Origin of the sequence: Colwellia sp. MB02u-10, from assembly GCF_014077185.1 — a bacterium.
In the GTDB taxonomy this organism is placed as follows: Bacteria; Pseudomonadota; Gammaproteobacteria; order Enterobacterales; family Alteromonadaceae; genus Cognaticolwellia.
Genome location: NZ_JACGVK010000104.1, coordinates 72238 through 90865 on the forward strand (window position 1 = coordinate 72238; position 18628 = coordinate 90865).

The following is an 18628-nucleotide window of genomic DNA, read 5'->3' on the forward strand; positions in this document are numbered from 1 at the left end:
GCTTCACTCACTCGGCGCATGTATTGGGCAATATAATCAAGCACACGCATGCTTCAAAAGAAAATATGTTTGAAAGAGGCCTGAATATAAAAAAGACCGTTTAATAACAGCCTTTGATTTTTAAATTTTAGTTTTAGTTTTAACTGTTAGTTAAGATTAACTGACGTGATTTAAGGGCTTTCAAAAGCGTTTGACTGCTCTACTTCAAACTTCTTTTTTTGCTTAGCCGATAATACACCTTTACGATGTGCTAAAGCAGCTTCAAGTTTACTCGCTGCACTTGCTATCGCGGCATATAATTCTTTGTCGACAGCGTTAACTGAAACAGTAGCGCCTTCATAAGTGGTAGAAACTTCTAATCTTTGTTGATTGGGCTCTACGGTGATAATGACGTCTAAGGTCATTAAGCTTGGGAAATGTTTAGCAATTTTAGCAAATTTGTTTTCAACTGCTTGGTTAATACCGTCGGTAATTTCAACGTGATGTCCGGAAATAATTATTTTCATATTGCTACCTTATTGGTTGTCTTCAATTATATATTCAGGGCGAAAGCGACAAAATACAATAGCTAAAATAAAATATTTTGTCAGTCTTACGCTATGCAATTGAAAAGCCTGTATTAAATTAAGATAAACTTAGGCCTACTTAATGCTTGATCGCCTATTTTTCAACCGTGACATTAAGCTAACCACTGCCAATACTATACCCCCGGCAATAATACCTGTGATGCCATTAAGTAAAATCGATAAAATACTTTCAGATAAACTACCAAGATATTGCCCTACCCAAAGCTCAAGGTAATGAAATTGACGACCAAGCCATGAAAAACTATGAACAATAATACCGCCACCAACCAAAAACATCGCAATGGTACCTACCACAGTTAATAGCTTCATTAAAAATGGCGCAAACATCAATAAACCGCGACCCATAGTGCTTTGCAAAGCCTTAAAGTGCCCTGACACCGAGTTTTTCAGCAGATAAAGACCTAAGTCATCTAATTTGACAATACCAGCAACCAGCCCATAAACTCCAACGGTAATCGCTATAGCTAATGTTGAAACAACCAGCACTTGTGTTTGAAACGCCGCTTCTTGTACTGTGCCTAAAGCAATAACCACAATTTCTGCAGAAAGAATAAAATCAGTACGAATAGCGCCTTTTATTTTTTCTTTTTCAAAAGCCGCAATGTCAATATTTTCATCGTTAACGGCGTTAAGTAGTGCTTGTTGTTCATCTGCCAAGGCTTTTTTACTATGAAGAAATTTATGGGAAACCTTTTCAAAACCTTCAAAGCAAAGAAATAATCCTCCAATTACTAATAACACAGTGATCAGTGGTGGTAAAAAAGCACTAATGAACAAAGCAGAAGGCACTAAAATCAATTTATTGAGAAACGAGCCTTTGGCAACAGCCCAAACTACAGGTAACTCTCTATCGGCCTTAACACCTGAAACTTGTTCAGCATTCAGCGCCAAGTCATCGCCGAGAACACCTGCGGTTTTTTTTACCGCTACTTTTGATAAAATCGCCACGTCATCGAGTACCGTTGCAATATCATCAAGTAAGGTTAATAAACTCGAACCTGCCACCTTCAACTCCTTTTATAAATAGCGTTATACCAAAGCCATTAAATTGCTATTGCACGTTAGTTAATCAGTTATTTTTTTAACATCGACTTTAAATTTGCAAACGGGTTATAAGTCGCGGTGTCTTGATTGGTATCACCGGCTTTAATTTCTGTCTGATACTTTGCATGATCAGTATATTTTGCATGCTCATTATCATGGCAGTAAATACACAGTAACTCCCAATTAGTACCGTCATTGGGGTTGTTAGTGTGATCATGGTCGACATGGTGCACCGTCAACTCTCTGAGATTTGAATATTCAAACGCGCGCGCACAGCGTCCACAAACCCAAGGGTATAATTTCAATGCTCGGTCGCGATAACCTTGCTCTTCGCGTTTATAATTAAGGCTAGAGCCTAATGTATCTGATGACATAATATTAACTTTTCAGTAAAAAATATCTTTATTGTATGAGTAAGGCAAGACAACTGCAATAAGGCAATTAGAATACATTAATCTAGCGCGTTATAGGCTTATCTTATTTATCAAATACCTGGTTAAAAACAATAAATCTTGCCACACTCCCCTAGCCTACTCGCTTTACTTTTAAGCGATAACTTGCCATGATATTTTATAAAATAATAACGCGGAACTGTCATGAAAACAGTCGAAGAACAATTATCAAATTACAAAAGTGTGCACTTGAATAAACGTAATATCCTCACTCACTTTATTGGCGTGCCGCTGATTGTTTGGGCTATTACCGTCTTGTTAAGTTTAAACACTTTTACCCTTGTGCTAGCAGAGCAAACAGTCTCGTACACACCAGCAATAATATTATTCACTATTGCTATGCTTTACTACTTTACATTACATATAAAATTAGCCATTGGCATGTTGATATATGTCGCTGTAAACCTATACCTTGCTAGTTTAGTCACCGATATGCAAAACGTATTATGGCTAGCCATTATAGTGTTTGTTATTGGTTGGATTATTCAATTTATTGGCCATATTTTTGAAAAAGCTAAACCGGCTTTCTTAGATGATATGATGGGTTTAGCTATTGGCCCTTTGTTTTTGATGGCCGAAGTTTACTTTATGCTAGGCTGGGAGAAAAAATTGGCCAATAATATCACCCCTAAAGCCATAGAGAAGCGTCGTTTAATCGAGCGAGTACAAAAATAATTTAGTCAGTTGCACAGCAAACATAAGTCAATGCAGTTCTTAAAAGTAAACAGTTAATTTTTAACAATGCAGCTTTATCATCGTAGGCAACAGATAAAATTAAACGATGAGTAATCACGCTTATCACTTTTTTAAAAGTTCACTCGATTACAAACTCTAAAAAGCACTATCAATCACGTTGTTATCCACTAGCTTAGGTTCGAACTTACAGCAGTGAAACTTTAGGCTAACGGTTTATACACCACAGCTATAAATTTATGCCACTTTTAAACTGCTCTTAAGGTAGAGCTGACATTAACGAAAATAACCTTAATGTCAGCTCTACCAACAAGCCTACCATCATGACTAATCACTACTTTATGACACACTTTTACTCAATACGTTTTGGTTGTTTTAAAAATCACTTTATTAACATGCTATTGATAACAACCTTCTCATTAATACTAAAATATGACCGTCAATAATTTATAGTTTGCTATTATTAAAGTGACAACTTAAACCTATAAAAATCTTTATTACTGATCCTGAAAGAGTCAAATGATGCAATCAAATGATTATAACAACAAGCAGGCTAAAGCAGCGCTGGTTAGTATAGAGGCTTTACAAAACGCTATTTTCAACAGTGCCAACTTCTCTAGTATCGCCACCGATGCTAAAGGCGTTATTCAGCTATTTAATGTTGGCGCCGAACACATGTTGGGTTATAGCGCTGCGGAGGTGATGAATAAACTCACACCAGCCGATATTTCTGATAAACAAGAAATTATTGTTCGCGCTGAGGGCCTCAGTATTGAATTTAATACTGACATTAGTGCCGGCTTTGAAGCTTTGGTTTACAAGGCTGCACGTAGTATTGAAGATATTTATGAACTGACCTATATCCGCAAAGATGGCAGCCGGTTTCCAGCGATAGTATCCGTTACTGCCTTGCGTGATGCTGAAAAAAATATTATTGGCTACCTGTTAATTGGTACCGATAATACCGCACGTACTCTGGTTAGAGCCGGAGCATTACAGCTTGCTCTTTTCAACAGCGTTAATTTCTCCAGTGTCGTCACCGATGCCAAAGGTGTTATTCAAATATTTAATATTGGCGCCGAACATATGTTGGGCTACACGGCTAAAGAGGTAATTAATAAGCTCACACCCGCTGATTTCTCTAATAAAAAAGAACTCATTACACGGGCCCAGGCCCTCAGTGTCGAGCTTAACACGCCCATTAGCGCAGGCTTTGAGGCCATGGTTTACAAAGCCAGACACGGTATTGAAGATATTTATGAACTGACCTATATTTGCAAAGATGGCAGCTACTTGCCGGCAATGGTCTCGGTAACACCATTACACAGTCCTCATGGTGTGATTATTGGCTATCTATTAATTGCTACCGATAATACCTTGCGTAAAAAAGCTGAATTAGCGCTCATGGAGGCTAAGGTTTTACAGAACGCTATGTTTAAAAGTAAAAATTTCTCCAGTATCGCCACCGATGCCGAAGGAATTATTCAGCTATTTAATGCCGGCGCCGAGCATATGCTGGGCTATAGCGCTGCGGAGGTGATGAATAAACTTACACCCGCCGATATTTCTGATCCACAAGAACTGATTCTTCGAGCTGAAGACCTCAGTATTGAATTTAGTACTAACATTAATGCCGGCTTTGAAGCTTTGGTTTACAAAGCTAATCACAGCATTGAAGATATTTATGAACTGACCTATATCCGCAAAGATGGCAGCCGGTTCCCAGCAGAAGTGTCGGTAACGGTATTACGTGATGCCCAAAATATTATTATTGGCTACCTATTGATTGCTAGCGATAATACCGCACGTAAGAGAGAGGCTGAAGCTCGCCTGCAATTAGCCGCCAGTGTCTTTACCAACGCCAGTGAAGGTATTTTCATTACCGATGCTGCCGGATTGATTATTGACGTTAATGATACCTTTACGACGATAACCGGCTATAGCCGTGACGAAGTTATTGGACAACACCCACGTATGCTTCAGTCAGATCAGCAAGAGTCTGAGTTTTATGACAATATGTGGCAAGTGTTATTGGAAAAAGGTTTTTTTTCTGGTGAAGTATTGAGCCACCGTAAAAATGGTCAAGTGTACCCCGAAATGCTGAACATGAGTTCAGTCAAAAATGCTAATGGCCAAACAAGTAACTACGTGGCGTTATTCACTGATATTACCCCAATAAAAGAACACCAAAATCAACTAGAGCATATTGCTCATTACGACATACTGACTAATTTACCCAATCGTGTTTTACTTGCCGACCGATTATCTCAAGCCATGTTACAGTGCAGCCGTCATCAACAGTCACTCGCGGTGGTATTTATAGATTTAGATGGCTTTAAGAGTGTCAATGATGCCCATGGTCATAAAGTGGGTGATGAGCTACTCATTGCCCTCTCACTTCGAATGAAAGAGGCGTTACGTGAAGGTGATACTTTAGCTCGGTTTGGCGGTGATGAGTTTGTTGCGGTATTAGCTGATTTATCAAAAGTTAAAGACTGTGATCCGATATTACAACGGCTGTTATTGGCTGCGTCTAAGCCGATTACTATTAATAACATCGTATTGAAAGTCTCTGCCAGTATTGGCGTTACCATCTACCCACAAGACAGTGCTGACACCGACCAACTGATGCGCCATGCCGACCAAGCCATGTATGTCGCTAAAGAATCAGGTAAGAATCGTTATCACTTATTTGATACCGCTCAAGATGACGCCATTAAATTACAACAAGACAATCTTGAAGCCATTCGCCGCGCATTAGACCACCATCAATTTGTGCTCCATTATCAGCCTAAAGTTAATATGAGAACAGGCTTAGTAACCGGCGTTGAAGCACTTATTCGCTGGCAACACCCAACACTAGGCTTATTAAATCCTATTGAGTTTTTGCCGTTTATTGAGAATAACCCCATAAGTATTAAGATAGGTGAATGGGTTATTGATACCGCACTGAAACAAATCAGCGCATGGCAAAAAATGGGCCTTAATCGCCCACTAAAAACTAGCGTAAATATTGCTGCCGTACAATTGCAGCAGCCTGATTTCACCCATAAACTAACAAAATCACTAGCCGCCCACCCCAATATAGCACCCCATTATTTAGAGCTAGAAGTGCTGGAAACAACTGCTTTAGATGACGTTAATCACGTATCAGCCACCATGAATAAATGTATCGCATTAGGTGTAAGCTTTGCCTTAGATGATTTTGGCACCGGCTACTCGTCTTTAACTTATCTGAGACGACTACCCGCAGACTTGATCAAGATAGATCAGAGTTTTATTCGAGACATGTTAATTGACCTTGATGATTTGGCCATTGTTGAAGGCATAATAGCGTTAGCTAACTCATTCAAACGTCAGGTAATTGCAGAGGGTGTTGAAACAATTGAACATGGCACTGCGTTACTGCAACTAGGTTGCGACTTAGCACAAGGTTATGGCATTGCCAAACCAATGCCGGCTAGCGACATTCCTGCTTGGATTAATAACTGGCAGCCTGATGCGAGTTGGCAAACATAATAATCTAAATATAATAAACTCACTAAAAATACGGTGAAGTAAGTTTAATGAGTTTAAATAATCATCCCACTTTACTTTTAAAAGGACTATAAAGCGCACTAAGTACCCCCCCCCAAAAAAAATTTAAAATTTCAGTTCAAATATCGGTTCAAATGTCAGTAAAAAACTGGTTACAGACTCATATTTTTATATAAATTTATAAATAGACCGTGACTGCCAACACTAACAGGGCGAAAAACTGCAATGAGTTTATTTCTAAGTAACGAGTTAAATTTAATAGATGAGCTATATTTTTATTTTCAACAAGCCGTTAGATAAATTTTTCATATTAACAGCGGTAAATTTAAATATGAAAACGATTAGCTAAATCTTGCATTCTGGTTGCTAAGTAAGCTTGTTCTTTTGCTGTTGCTGCTATTTGTGTCGCTCCTGCAGCAGTTTCTGACGATTTCAGTTCTATATTAATAATATTTTGCGCAACATCTTGTGTCACAACTGATTGCTCTTCAATCGCAGTAGCCACTTGTTCTGTCATAGCAAAAATATGACTAATCGTAGAGGTTATTTCTTGCAAACTATGTTCGACATTTTTTGAATTCTCTACCGCAACAATCGCCTTTTGTTGGCTATTTTCGATAACTTGATGGGCAGCATTTGCATCAGCTTGTAATGAACCAATAAAACTCTCAATTTCTAAGGTGGATTGTTGTGTACGTTTAGCTAGCGTTCGAACTTCATCAGCAACCACAGCAAATCCTCGCCCTTGCTCTCCAGCCCTGGCCGCCTCAATAGCGGCATTAAGTGCTAATAAATTAGTCTGCTCAGCAACCGATTTAATTACGTCAACAACCTTGGTTATATTGCCACTACTTGCATGTAAACTGTTAATTCTTTGCGCTAACCTGTCAATTTCTGTCGAAAGCTCTTCAATTGAGTGATAGGACAGCTGCACAACATCAAGGCCACTTTTTGCTTGGTTATCAGCCTCTCTGGCTGAGTCTGCGGTAGCTTGGGTATTACCAGCAACCTCTTTTACCGTTACTGACAATTCTTCTACGGCAGTAGCAATAGCAACAATACCCTCTTGTTGTTCCGCTAATATAATCGCATTATGTTCACAAGTGACTGAGGTTTCTTCCGCTGCTGCAGATAGCGTTAAGCTGGCGCTAGAAATTTCATTAATGGTGTCTGAGAATTGCTCCAAAGTCAGGTTTAATGCTATTGAAATTTGCCCTAGCTCACTCTTACCTTGTAATTTTGTTCGTACCGTTAAATCACTTTCATTTCTAACCCGTCTCATGACTTGAGTCAATTCATTTACCCGTGAAGTTAAATCCTTAATTGACACACGGGTGATCACAATAACTAACATCAGTAAAACTATGGTTAAAGCAATGCTTAGAGCTAAAGTATTAAACGCGGTGGCCTGTGCATTTTTGACAAATAAAAGTAAGTTGTCAGCTATTTGCTGACCACTCTTTTGAAACTGACCGATTCTTAATGTCGCTTGTTGAAACCAATACAGCGGGTCGACACCAAAACCTGATGTTTTACTTTCAGCTATGGCGCGCAGTTTTATCACTTCTTTTATGGCTGGGTGAGCCATCTGTTCTTGGTAATAACGGATATTTTCAGCACTAGTGAAAGCTAAAAAATTAGCCATAAAAACTTTTTGTTCAGTCACTAAAGCAACAAATTTAACAAATATACCCTCGCTAAATTCATCACGAGAAAAAGTACTACTGAGTACAGCACGCTCAATTCCAGCACGCTCTTTACCCTGAAGAAAGTTGTAATAGGCAATACTTAGCTCTGTTGCTTTTGCATTGATGCTGAGATCGGCAATGATGTAAGAAACAGAGAGTAGCTTGGCATTAAGTTTTGTGTAGTAGGCAATCGCTTTGCTGCTGTCTATAGCTAAGTTACTCACTTGCGAGCGTATAAGGTTTAATTTGTCTAACTCAGCAGCAATTTCTTGATTTAACTTTACAATTGACACTTGCTTAAAATCATTAAGTTTTAAAAAAGCATCTCGCGAATTTAATTTATCATCGGTAGTGAGGCGTTGTTTATTCAACCTAGTGGCAAAGGTTTTTCCTTTAGAGCCTAAAAAACCAGCAGTAGTACCACGCTCTTTTTGTAACTCATGAACTAATTCACTATAACTAATCGATAATTGAGTCAATTCAGTGAGATTTTTCATCTGGTTATTAACAATATAACTTTGGTTAATCGTTAAAATACTCAACCACAAAAAGCCAATAAGTGGTAAGGCCAATACTATAAAGATTTTATTTTTAAATGAAATATCAGAAAACGTCATTACTTATCCTTTGATAAGAGTAATTAAAAAAGCAAAATGAGGCTAACAATTTAATTGTTAATTTTCTTAGCTAAATACCCATTTTACTTCAAGGTGCAGATTTGTGCGAGTTGAGAAAGGCTTAGCTAATCAGGTTCATCGTTCCAGACTGAGCCTAAGTAAATACATCCGTGTAGACAGGGTATGGATTTAAGACAACACCTTAGATGGTGAAGGTAGAGCAAACTATGACGCAGTTGCCCTAATAACACCGTTCAATATGGCTATATCATCAAAATCCACAACGCAGTAAAAAAACTTTATCAGTTTACCTATAGGGGAGTACAAATTTATAACTGATATTTTACTAAAAAAGGTACTCACTTAAGTATTAATCACACCATAATTTATTTTGGTGTGATTTCTTGACATAATCAAAGTCTTATAATTACTTAGCATCAATATTTTAGAAAAATATGGCTATAAATTCAAGCTATTTATGCCAAATACCAGGCTCAACTTTACCTTGAAATTTAATATCGGCTTGTTTAAATTCCATTTCAGCATCGTTAACCTTAACTAAAGCCATTAAGCCTAACGCCACATAAGCCATACTCCACACTTGAATTAAACTGGCACTTGAGCCCCAAAAAACCATCGCCAAATACATTGCCGTGTAGATTGTGCGTCCAACTTTATTATCCCATTTTAAAAAATGTAAGTTACTTTCGGCATAAGCATAATTTACGACCACTGAGGTAAAAGCCAATAAGCTAATCGCTGCCGAAACAAAATAAACTCCGTTAGCGCCTAAACGATGAGTAATAGCACTTTGGGTCAAACGAATATCTTTTATTTCACCACTAATGTTAATATCGGCAAGTAAAATAATAAACGCGGTGTGGAGACACAACACCATAGTGTTTCAAAACACCCCTAACATTTGCACGTAACCTTGGGTACAGGATGATTAGGCATAGGTCTTGCTTCCGCGGCGGCATGCAGCACCTAGCATGCCAGCGCCACCAAAATAAAATCAATACCCATAAAAGGCACAATTAACTCGGTAAAGCGTGCAATACGCTTTAATCCGCCCAATACAATTGCACCGACAAATAGCGTAATTAATGCCCCCAGTACAGCGTAGGAATATTAAATTTAATTATTAGTATGTTATAAAATTTTAAAGGGAATAATTACCATTAAGATAAAATACACTTCAATAACAACTAGGCACTAACGTTTTACCAGATGAGTTAACTTCGATTGTTGAGTGTTTAATGCCATATTTATCTAATAACATGGCTTTAATTTCAGTTAAATCTATATGGTCAATATTCGTTGCAGGTTGTAATTTACATTCTAAAAACAACTTATGCTCATCGAGTTGCCAAACATGAATATCTAGCGCGGCATTCACCGCTGCGTTTAATTCAATATCTGCTTTAAGTTCACTTATGCCAAACGCTTCAGGCACCGCTTGCATTAATATCTTTATGCTTTGAAGTGCAAGTAATCCGCCGTGATAAAGTACGTATATTGAAATTAAAACAGTCGCTATCACATCAACAAAATACCATTGATAAAATATGATCAAAACCCCGGCAATAATGACCGCAACCGACGCCAAGGCATCAGACACATTATGAATAAAAGCGGCACGTAAATTCATGCTACTTTTTGCCCCTGACATATAAGTTAATACCGCGGTAGCAATATCGATAACCAAAGCAATACCTGCGATATAAATCACTATCCAGCCATTAATTTCTGTTGGATTAAAATATTTACTGACCGCTTCATAAATAAGATAAAGGCCAACAATAATCAGCGTAATACTATTAATCAAAGTACCAATAATTTCGGCTCTTTGATAACCAAAAGTCATATTTTCATCCGCTTTCTTAGCCGACACTTTACGCGCAAAAATCGCAATAACAATCGCGCCTGCATCACTTAAATTATGCAAGGCGTCGGCAATTAACGATAAGCTGCCCGAGAGTACACCACCAATGATCTGCACTATGGTTAATAAAACATTAATCAATACGGCAAAGGTCAATTTACCGTTGTTCGTATGTGATTGAGAATGTGAGTGAGAGTGTGAGTGTGAGTGAGACATTTTGACCTCTTAAATATTTATCAGTAACAATAAAATAATAGCGTGATAGAAAGTATTTTCACGCTATAAAAACACAAAATTTTATACCATAGCGATTAAACCCGATAAAACTAGTATGTTAACTGCGCTATTTTTTCCTTTGAAAACCAGGAAAACAGCACAGGTAAAACAAATAACGTCAGCAATGTCGCGGTCACTAGCCCGCCAACAATAACACTCGCTAAAGGCCGCTGTATTTCAGCGCCTACGCCGTTTGACATTAGCATAGGAATTAAACCTAAAGCTGAAGTTATCGCGGTCATCAATACCGGACGTAACCGTGAGGTAGCGCCTTCAAATACCGCTTTTGATACCACCAAGCCTGCTTTAATACGTTGATTGATACTTTCTACCATCACCACACCATTGAGCACAGCGACACCAAACAAGGTAATAAAGCCGACAGAGCTGGGTACTGATAAATATTGTCCTGAAAAATACAGTGAGAACACACCACCAATAACCGCTAAGGGCACAGTCACTAAAATCAATAGTGCTTGGCCGGTTGAGCCAAAAGCAAAATAGAGTAATAGTGCGATTAAACCTAACGACACAGGTAAAACAATAGCGAGCCTAGCTTGTGCCCGTTGTTGGTTTTCAAATTGACCACCAATAACGACAGAGTAACCCGCAGGTAAATCAACATTGGCGGCAATAGCCGCACGAATATCTGTCACTACACTGCCCATATCTCGACCTTGTACATTGGCTTGAATAACAACACGGCGTTGCACATCATCACGACGCACTTGCGGCGGGCCTGATGCTAGCGAAATATCAGCAATATCACCTAAGCGCACCCAAGCGCCAGTAGGTGACTGTAAACGTAAATCAGCGATAACATCACGGTTGTTACGACTTTTCTCCTGTAAGCGGACATAAATATCGTAACGTTCATTGCCATTAATGACCTGCCCTGCGGTAGTGCCGCCAATACCATTTTTAACTAAGTCCATCACATCAGCAACAGAAAAGCCAAAACGAGAAAGTTGCTGCCTATTGGGTTTAATGACTAATTGCGCTTCACCAACAATTTGCTCCATAGCCACATCGCGCGCACCCTCTACCGCTTTAATGGCCGTTTCTATCTCTTGCCCTTTCGACGCCAGAACATCTAAGTCAGGCCCAAAGAGCTTAACGGCCAATTGTGCTTTTACGCCAGACAGTAATTCATCAACACGGGTCGCAATAGGCTGAGAGAAATTCAGTAACAAACCCGGGAATTGTTCTAACTTAAGGGCCATTAGGCGCTGTAATTCATCACGATTGGTAGCGCTGGTCCATTCATTAACCGGCTTTAAGCCAATATAAATTTCAATGTTATTTACCGGCTCTGGATCGCCGCCAATTTCAGCGCGTCCCATGCGACTTAACGCGTATTCAACTTCAGGAAAAGTCAGTAGCATTTTTTCTAATATTGGGGCAACTTGCAACGCGGTAGCTAGGCTTGAAGACGGCGCTAAGGTGACTCTTAAATTAATCGTTCCCTCTTCTAACTCAGGCACAAACTCTGTGCCTATTTGTGGCACTAAGGCGATAGCACTGAGTAATAAAAGCACTGATGAGCTAATAACAACTTTGGTGTGTTTCATGGCAAGCGCTAAAGCTTGACGATACCAACGCTCTAAGGGTCGTAAAATAATACTTTCACGTACTTTAACGTCTTTTTTAAACAGATAAGTAGCTAGGGCAGGAACGACGATTAAAGCAACAAAAATAGCAGAAACCACGGCTAAAATAATACTAATGGCCATAGGTTGAAATAACTTAGCTTCTACACCTTCAAAGCTAAATAACGGCATAAATACCACTAGAATTATGGTGGCGGCAAAAAATATCGGCCGAGCAACCTCTTTGCCGGCTTGTTTTAATCTCAAAGGGATAGCATTGCGTTTATCTGCCAAAGCACCTGGGCCGCTGTCAGTTATTTTTCTGTCATTGTCTGCTATATCAATAGACTCACTATTTATAGACAAGGCACCATTTTCATTACCGACAGTGGCGGCACTTAGCTGTGCTTCATCTGCTCGGTTAAGATGTCTAAACATGTTTTCAACCATCACTACTGAGCCATCAACCAACATGCCCATCGCTACGACTATGCCACCCAGTGACATTAAGTTCGCTGATAAACCTAAATATGACATGATCATTAAGGTCATTGCGATTGAAATAGGAATAGAAATTAATACTAAGAAGGTTGCCCTTAAATTCATCAAAAATAAGGCCAGCACAAGCGCAATAAAAATAAATGCCAGAATAAGTGAGTCAACCACGGTATTAACCGCTTTTACAATTAAGTCAGATTGATCGTAAAAGGCTTCAAAGCGCACCCCTTTTGGCAGTGCTTGCTCAATTAAGGGTAACCGGGCATTAATGCCATCAATGGTTGATTTTGTATTAGCACCCATACGCTTAAGTACAATGCCCGAAACCACTTCGCCTAACACTTCAATATCGCCATTTTCTGCTCGGCGAGTCATAGTGGCCGCACCTTGGCGAATTTCACTACCCAGTTCTACGTTAGCAACATCAGCCACGGTAATGACAGTACCATCAACGATTTTAACCGGCACTTGCTCAATATCAGTTATACCCGCTTCGCCACCACTAAACCAACCCGTACCACGAACCACTAACTGCTCTTGGCCTCGGTTCATGTACCAACCGCCAACATTGCTATTGTTATTGCCTAAGGCGCTAACAATATCGTTTTGGCTAAGCTCGTAAGAGAGTAATTTACTAGGTTCAATATTAACTTGGTATTGACGAACATTGCCGCCAAATGACAAAACATCAGTAACACCATCAACCGGCATCAGTAATAATTTAACTACCCAGTCATTTAAGCTGCGCAGCGCCATTGCGTCATAACCAGCGTCTTTATCGGCAATAAGTAAGTATTGAAATACTTGCCCTAACCCTGAAGTATTGGGGCCCATTTCTGGCGTACCCACACCTTTGGGGATCAGTTCTTTCGCTGCTTGTAAGCGCTCAAAAACCAATTGACGGGCAAAATAAATATCGGTACCTGCTTTAAAAACTACCGTCACTCCTGATAAACCGGTTTTAGAAATTGACCGCACTTGCTCAACATCAGGCATGGCGTACATTACCGCTTCAATAGGATAAGTAATGAGTTGTTCAACTTCCTCTGCGGCTAGGCCCGGCGCTTCGGTATTTACCGCCACTTGTACGTTAGTTACATCCGGAAAAGCATCCAAATTTAACTGCGGAATAATAAACACTGAGCCAATCAGGGTTGCTACTAACATCAAAATCACCCATAGGCGATTGTTGACAGAAAAATCAATTATTTTATTAAACATAGTTTCTATTCCTTGGTTCTTCGCTCATGCTAGGCTTTAATGGTTATGCGGGTCAAAGCCGCCTTTGGCGATTTCAGAGGCAACAAAAAACGCGCCTTGAGTAACAATGCGCGTGTCTGGCGCAAGGCCAATTATTTCTCGATATTCGCCTAACGAACGACCTAAGGTTATTTCTACTGCGGTAAACTCTCCGGGGTGATCTTCAACAAATACCGTCCAATCACCATCGCTTGAGCGCATCAATGCCGACTCAGGTACGGCCATCACTTTTGTGTCAGTTTTAAAACTAAAATTTACATTAACAAACATACCTGGATGAAGACGATCCTGGTCATTTTTAACCACTAAACGTACGATACGGGTGCGGGTTTTTGGGTCTATGGTGTGCGCTTCTTGAATAACAGTGGCGAGAAAAAATTGCTTGGCCATTTCAATCACAGCTTGCGTACCTTTGGGTAAGTTTAATTGCTTATTGGGCGAAACCCGTGCTTCAACCCAGAGCTCACTTTCATCCGCTAACACCATAATGGCGTCGCCTGCAGACACCCGTTGCCCCTGATAAAAATCATCACTTAATACCGCACCAGCCCGCTGTGCAATCAAGGTGTATTCGCCAAGTTCTTCTAAATGATTATTTGACGGGTTTTTTTTAACCACATAGGCAATAGCCTGCTCTGTTAAACCAAAGGCTTTCAAACGACTGTACGCCGAAATATAATCAGTTTCGGCCGCTAATAATTGGCTTTCACTAACGCTCGCTTTACCCAGTTTTTTATTTCTTTGCCAATCATTATAAGCAACACGGTATTTCGCTTGTGCTTCTACCACCGACTCACTAAATAATGTGACTAGCGCATCGCCTTTTTCAACATGCTGCCCTAACGTGGCGTGGCGAGAAACCACCACAGATTCAGTGCGCGGTGAAACAATATAGCTTTTATAGCCATTCGCTTTAATCTCACCCGGTGCATACACATGATTGGTAAAAACCTTTGCGGAGACCTCGGCAACTTCAATACCCGCAATCGCCATTTTTTCAGGGCTTAAGCTGACACTTTCTTTATGGGATGCTGCTGCAGATCCATGACCTTTTAAAGAATTTTCTATAAGATCTTGGCTAGAGTTTGGTTTAGCGCTTTGTACAGAACCTATAAGCGTTTGTGCTGCATTGCCATGTTGGTGTGAATGTATTTCAGCCTCATCTTCATGTCTTGAGCTGACTTCATCTTCAACATGTTCTTTTTGTTTGAGGGGGTGACTGACTTGCTGTTCATCTTCTGTGTGGTGTCTTGTTATTGATTGCGAGGTTGTTATTGATTTCGAGCTTGGTATTGCTGTGGGTGCAATGTCAACGGCTAATGCTGAAGCACTAAACACCACAAGTAAGACTAAAACGAATAGTAGCTTCGCATTTAACAAGTCAATTAATACTCGTGGAGAAATAGCGATATGTGCTAAAAAGCTGATATTTGAAGATCGAAAAAATAGCGCTGCCATAGTGAGGCTGCTGATATAAAACTTATACATGTTGATACTCTTAATTTTCTTTTTAAGATTAATAAATCGAAAATATCCAAGCAGTTAGCTGAACTTATCATTCAACAATAGCCGCAGATATTAATAGCGTAAAGACAAGGAATCCTGATGAATTCGCTGAAAAAAACACTATGCCGATTTATAAACCAGAGACTAAACCAGCAAAAAATGCTCGTTTAAGTGCTTATAAATTTAAGGTAAGTTTTAAACTATTGGAGGGCGGTGTTCTGGTGTGATCCAAAGTGATAATAATGCTGTTTTTCTGGTCAATATATTATCATTAGATTTATGGATTACGCTTGATGCTGCATCACTAGCAATGTAAACACCTGTCGGTGCGTGACAATGGCAGCAATGATGACAATCGAATGAGTCCTGCTCGGCATTATCAGCAGCATTATTATTAGTCGCTGTTAATGCACCTTCTTGATGCGACTGATGTGACGAGTCTACGCTGCGATGGGAAATGTTTTGAGCGCCGTCTGTTTCCTGATGACTACGGTGTGAATCAAAGGCAGCAGCAATTGTTTGACCGGCAAACAATAGTGCAAACATTAGAATTAACAAGCGATTGAACACAGGCAAAGCTCTCTTAAAAACGAACTGGCAGTGTAAGTTAATTGCTGACAGGCTTCAACTGTAGAATTTTTTATCTAAGTTAAGTTGCTTTAACCCACAAGTTTAGCCAGTAAATTTAAATTAAGCAGAGAGTGTAATTATTAAGTAAGGTGACTATGCACAGGCACAGTATTGAACATCTAGGACCATTCGTAAAAAGCCAACTGTAAATTATTAGACCCGATTATTAAGGCCCTTAGTTGGCTGTACTTAAGCAATTAAACTTCAACAACTCTATTACGACCTAGGTCTTTTGTCTTATAAAGCGCACTATCTAAGCTATGATAAATTGATTCAAAATCAGTAATAGATTTTTCAATGTAGGTGATGGAAAAACTTGCTGTAACCCTTATCTCTTTTGCATTATTTAATAACATAGGATTGTTTTCAAAACTACTGAGAATACGTTCAACAATAATTTGCGCAGATACTTTTTCTAAATCCTTTAAACAAACGACAAATTCCTCACCACTAATTCTGCCAAATAAATCTTGCTGTCGAATATTATCTTTAGTTAATTTGACGATATGTCTCAGTGCTTTATCACCGATAATATGTGAATATTTATCATTAATTGCTTTAAAGTTATCTAGGTCGAAAAGGATAATAGCGTGTATATCATTGTTTTTGGTGTTTTTTAGGTTCGCTATTTGTTCAAAAATAGCACGTCTATTGTAAATACGGGTTAATTCATCAGTTTCTAACAGTATTTTTTGTTTGTTTTTTTCACGCCATATAAATAAGCAGATAGCGAGTAAAACAAATATTAGTAAACCAGATAGAACTAAAGTGATTTTTGATTGCTCTAATTTTGCCGAAACTAAACTCAGTTCCAGTGTCACTACATCTTGTTGCAATTGGGCAATGTCTAGAATTGGGACCGAGTTTTGTTGATTAATCAAAGCTTGCTGATTAATATTAATGTAACTTTCAAAGTATTTTTTTGATGCTTCCACCTGATTTTGAGCAATATAATATTTGGTCAAAAACTCATACAGATAACGCAGGTTTGATGCTTTTGTTTGCTTAATTAATGCTGCTTTCTTTGAGATAAAGCTATTAATGCATTGAGTTCGATTATTTTCCACACAGGCTATCGCTTTATACAAGAGCATTTTATTGTTTGATTGCGACTTTCCAATCCTACTTTGATAGGGCTCAAATTCATCAATAAGCACTAACATTAGAGCAAACTTTTTTTCCATGTAGGCAATTTTTATTTTCAAAATCAATAATAAAACGTTGTAATCTTCAGTGTCTACGAAAAGATCTGCTGCTGATTCAAATTTTCTAAAATAATGCTTACCTTCTTCAATTTCCCCTGCATCTAATAATTCAGTCGCAATTGAATAATAAGTCCAATGTATATCGATATCATCCTTAATGTAAGGCAAGTGATCCTTACTATAAGACAAGTGTTCTTTTAATTCGTTCGCGGCAAGCCTAAACTGCCCCAAAGATGAATATATTTCAGCTATGCTTAGGTATATATTAGCTGTAAAAGGGTTATCGTCTTTACTTACTTCCCGCAGCCTAACAAAGGCTTTAATTTTCTCAACTGCGGTCATTTCAGCGCAATACTCAAGCTCCGCCATATCTAAGTACTTTAAAAACGCTGGTGACGCACTTGTCACCAATAACCGATTCTCATGCAAAAAATCGCAGGCTTTTGTTGGTGAATATTTATAATAAAAGTTTGTTAAATCATAAATAGCGAAGGATAAAATATTCTTATTTACTTCGCTACTGGGCAAAAGCGTTATTTTATTTAAGTATCTTAAATAATCATCACTAAACCCATACTCACAAGTAATAGCAATCGCTTTTTGCCAGAGTAATTTTGAGCGTGCTTGATTCGATAAATTAGGAGAGTTTGTTAAAAACCATTCAACTTTATCACTCAACACCTTGTCCACTGGACAAACATAATTATGTGATGGCTGAATACTATTCAAGGTAAGGTTCAAATCATTAGCGAATGCCGAATTAATTACAGATAAAAAACAATAATATATCACAGGAAATATAAAAAATTTATTAGCCGCTATCTTAAAGATATTCAAAATCCGTTATTCCTTTAATGCTTAATATATAAATTAAAAATATAATTGCTATATAGAGCGACTTTTCAAACTACTCGTGAGCCGCTCTAAGGTTGATTTTAAGCAAACCAACGGCCTTAGTCATAAATATTAGGCTGGGATTTTTCGCACAGGTATTTATTTATACTTAATTTTGCAAAAAACCGACTGAAAACCAACTAAATAAGTCACCTAAATGTCTTGAAAATTAAAATATTATTTAATGTAATAGATATAATTAACAAAAATATAGGTGAAGTTATTTCGTTTCATAAAACAGGCAATTCTGTTGCATTTGTGATCCTG

At 38.6% G+C, this 18628-nt stretch carries 11 protein-coding genes and 1 pseudogene; 2 read left to right on the top strand and 10 right to left on the bottom strand.

The window, feature by feature from the left end:
- Nucleotides 1-170: 170 nt before the first annotated feature.
- The 3 genes from hpf to H4J59_RS04445 all read right to left on the bottom strand — a co-directional run bounded on the left by hpf (nucleotide 171) and on the right by H4J59_RS04445 (nucleotide 2005).
- On the bottom strand, nucleotides 171-506 hold the full coding sequence (gene hpf, locus H4J59_RS04435; protein ID WP_182237146.1) for a ribosome hibernation-promoting factor, HPF/YfiA family: 336 nt from the start codon (nucleotides 504-506) through the stop codon (nucleotides 171-173).
- Between the two features lie 135 nt (nucleotides 507-641).
- Entirely contained in the window at nucleotides 642-1592 is a 951-nt protein-coding gene (locus H4J59_RS04440; protein WP_182237148.1) for a DUF808 domain-containing protein, read from the bottom strand.
- A gap of 68 nt (nucleotides 1593-1660) precedes the next feature.
- Nucleotides 1661-2005, bottom strand: a complete 345-nt coding sequence (locus tag H4J59_RS04445) for a YajD family HNH nuclease (protein ID WP_182137552.1) — start codon at nucleotides 2003-2005, stop codon at nucleotides 1661-1663.
- Nucleotides 2006-2227: 222 nt separating this feature from the next.
- On the opposite strand from H4J59_RS04445, the gene H4J59_RS04450 reads away from it, so the two are divergent.
- Nucleotides 2228-2758, top strand: a complete 531-nt coding sequence (locus tag H4J59_RS04450; protein ID WP_182237150.1) for a DUF962 domain-containing protein — start codon at nucleotides 2228-2230, stop codon at nucleotides 2756-2758.
- A 537-nt stretch (nucleotides 2759-3295) separates the two neighbouring features.
- Complete coding sequence (locus tag H4J59_RS04455) at nucleotides 3296-6295, top strand: bifunctional diguanylate cyclase/phosphodiesterase (RefSeq protein WP_182237152.1); 3000 nt, start codon at nucleotides 3296-3298, stop codon at nucleotides 6293-6295.
- A 343-nt stretch (nucleotides 6296-6638) separates the two neighbouring features.
- Here the strand turns inward: H4J59_RS04455 and H4J59_RS04460 are convergent, their stop codons facing one another.
- From H4J59_RS04460 to H4J59_RS04490, 7 genes and pseudogenes are all read right to left on the bottom strand, one after another.
- The gene (locus tag H4J59_RS04460; protein WP_182237154.1) at nucleotides 6639-8618 is read right to left on the bottom strand and encodes a methyl-accepting chemotaxis protein; all 1980 of its coding nucleotides are present in this window, start codon (nucleotides 8616-8618) and stop codon (nucleotides 6639-6641) included.
- Between the two features lie 472 nt (nucleotides 8619-9090).
- A pseudogene (locus H4J59_RS04465) lies at nucleotides 9091-9754 on the bottom strand (alanine:cation symporter family protein); the annotation flags it as partial.
- 62 nt (nucleotides 9755-9816) lie between these two features.
- Complete coding sequence (locus H4J59_RS04470) at nucleotides 9817-10719, bottom strand: cation diffusion facilitator family transporter (RefSeq protein ID WP_182237156.1); 903 nt, start codon at nucleotides 10717-10719, stop codon at nucleotides 9817-9819.
- A 110-nt stretch (nucleotides 10720-10829) separates the two neighbouring features.
- Nucleotides 10830-14087: an efflux RND transporter permease subunit gene (locus H4J59_RS04475; protein ID WP_182237158.1), complete on the bottom strand. Its 3258-nt coding sequence runs from the start codon at nucleotides 14085-14087 to the stop codon at nucleotides 10830-10832.
- A gap of 36 nt (nucleotides 14088-14123) precedes the next feature.
- A complete protein-coding gene (locus H4J59_RS04480; protein ID WP_259369385.1) occupies nucleotides 14124-15614 on the bottom strand; it encodes an efflux RND transporter periplasmic adaptor subunit in 1491 nt (496 codons plus the stop codon).
- A 213-nt stretch (nucleotides 15615-15827) separates the two neighbouring features.
- Nucleotides 15828-16178: a hypothetical protein gene (locus tag H4J59_RS04485; RefSeq protein WP_182237160.1), complete on the bottom strand. Its 351-nt coding sequence runs from the start codon at nucleotides 16176-16178 to the stop codon at nucleotides 15828-15830.
- A gap of 281 nt (nucleotides 16179-16459) precedes the next feature.
- A complete protein-coding gene (locus tag H4J59_RS04490; protein ID WP_182237162.1) occupies nucleotides 16460-18145 on the bottom strand; it encodes a GGDEF domain-containing protein in 1686 nt (561 codons plus the stop codon).
- Nucleotides 18146-18628: the final 483 nt, after the last annotated feature.